The organism is Streptomyces fuscigenes, from assembly GCF_021556455.1.
GTDB lineage: Bacteria > Actinomycetota > Actinomycetes > Streptomycetales > Streptomycetaceae > Streptomyces > Streptomyces fuscigenes.
Window position 1 is genome coordinate 1 of record NZ_JAKGCV010000642.1, and the last position, 2,337, is coordinate 2,337.

General features: G+C 78.3%; 1 protein-coding gene and 1 pseudogene. Both read left to right on the top strand.

Features of this window, described 5'->3' with window-relative positions; genetic code table 11:
• Nucleotides 1-460 precede the first annotated feature (460 nt).
• Nucleotides 461-1,357 (top strand): FAD binding domain-containing protein, encoded by an 897-nt coding sequence (locus L1885_RS27280; RefSeq protein ID WP_235799823.1) that lies wholly within the window; start codon nt 461-463, stop codon nt 1,355-1,357.
• Nucleotides 1,354-2,337: pseudogene (locus L1885_RS27285) on the top strand (hypothetical protein); the annotation flags it as partial. The gene L1885_RS27280 and the pseudogene L1885_RS27285, both read left to right, overlap by 4 nt.

The following is a 2,337-nucleotide window of genomic DNA, read 5'->3' on the forward strand; positions in this document are numbered from 1 at the left end:
GGGCCAGCCCGCCCCGGGGGCAGGTCCGCGCCAACGGGCCCCGGGCCGGGGCCTCGCGTCAACGGACGGCGCGTGCCCCCGCCCCCGGGCCGGGCCTTCGAACAGCGGGGCCCGCCCGTGCGAACAGCGTCGCGCGCCCGGCCGCCCCGGCACGCTGAACGGAAGGCGAAAGCGTCGCGAACGGAGGGAGAACCGCGACGGGCCGGGGAAACCGGCACACATGCCACGGGGACGAACCACCCGTTGCGGCCCGGCGAGTTGCCAAAGCACCGATGCGCCCACAATGCCCAACACGTGGACGGAACGACCCTTTCCGGTCTTCGGCGGACGGATGCGTCCTTCGCGGACCCTCGCGTCGAGCGGCTCGGAAGATGTGCCAGAGTTGCCACGTCCGGGCTGTGAGCACGTACGGTACGGCACACAGGCGGGACTGCCGGGACACCGGAAAGGGGCAGCTGGGTTGACCACGCACGCACCGCAGACAGCACAGTCCGTGACGCTGCCTGCCTCGCTCGACGAGGCCGTGGCGGCGCTGGCGGCCATGCCCGCCGCGGTGCCTGTCGCAGGTGGGACGGACCTCATGGCGTCCGTCAACAGGGGCCTGTTGAGACCTGCCGCGCTCGTCGGCCTCGGCCGGATGAGCGAGCTGCGCGGCTGGCACTACCAGGACGGCCACGCCCTGCTCGGCGCCGGCCTCACCCACGCCCGCATGGGCCGCCCCGACTTCGCCGCGCTGATCCCCGCCCTCGCCGCCTCGGCGCGCGCCGCGGGCCCGCCGCAGATCCGCAACGCCGGGACGCTCGGCGGCAACATCGCGACCGCCGCACCGACCGGGGACACGCTGCCCGTGCTCGCCGCCCTGGAGGCCGACCTCGTCGTCGCCGGCCCCGGCGGCGCGCGCCGCGAGATCCCCGTGACGCACCTGCTGGCCGGCCGCGAGATGCTGGCGCCCGCCGAACTCATCGGCTTCGTCCGGGTGCCGCTGCTGCACGCCCCGCAGGTCTTCCTCAAGGCGACGGGCCGCACCGGCCCGGGGCGCGCCACCACTTCCGTCGCCGTCGTGCTCGACCCGGCGCGGCGCGGGGTGCGCTGCGCGGTCGGAGCCGTCGCGCCGATGCCGCTGCGGCCCCTGGAGGCGGAGCGGTGGATCGCCTCGCTCATCGACTGGGACGGCGCCCGGGGCCTGACGCAGGAGGCGCTGAGCGCCTTCGGGGAGTACGTCGCGGCGGCCTGCGTGCCCGACCCGCTGCCGCCCGCCGACGGGGGAGAGGCGCCGGGGCCCTCGCCGGCCGTGGCGCACCTGCGGCGTACCGTCGCCACGCTGGCCCGGCGAGCCCTGGGGAGGGCGCTCTCGTGACCGACAACGCATCAGGCGGCGCAGGCGGGACGCGCGGCGCCGACGAGTGGCCCGAGCCGGGGCAGGGCGCCGACGACTGGCCGGAGCCCGCCCGCGGCGCGGAGGACTGGCCCGAGCCGGGGCAGGGCGCCGAGGGCATGTGGCGGCCCGTCCCGCACGGCGGCGAGTACGACGCGGAGGCCACGGCCTTCGTCCAGCTGCCGCCCGAGGACGACGCGGACGCCCCGCTCGCCGCACCCGGCCACGGATACGTGCCGCCCATGATCACCCCGCTCCAGCCCGACCCGTCGGTCGCCGGCACCTGGGGCCTGCCCGACCCGCAGGTCGAGGCCGGGCAGCAGTACCCCGGCACCTACGGGCAGGACCCGTACGCCCCGCAGGACCCCGGCGCGGGCGACCAGGACCCGCAGGGCGCGGGCGGCCCCCAGGACCCGCAGCAGTACCGGGCGCCGTACGGCTCCCACGACCCGTACGCGCAGGCTCCCTACGGCCAGGCCCCCTACGGGCAGGCGCCGTACGGCCACGCGCCCTACGGCCAGGGCGCACCGGCGCACGACCCCTACGGTCAGGGCGCGCCCGCGCACGGGGCGGCCCCGCACGACCCGCAGGCGCACGACCCGCACGCGGGCGCCGGGCAGGGCCACGAGGCACCCGCCCACGACCCGGGCGCGACGGGCCACTGGAACTTCACCGCCGCCACGGACGCACCCGGCGGGGCCCGCCCCGAAGCGCCGGACCCGGCCGGGCACGGCGCCGCGGACCAGGCACCCGCTCCCGAGGCACCCGCTCAGCAGGCTCGGGGCGAGGGCACCGGCCAGTGGCGCATCCCGCTCGCGACCGGCGAAGTCACCGACGAATCGGGCGAGTTGAGCGCGGCGCTGGCGGCCTCCCCGTGGAACGGCGGCGTGACGCCGCCCGCCACCCTCCCCGGCGGCGCCCGTGCCCCCTGGGCCCCCGAGCCGGAGCCCGCGCCCGCGCCC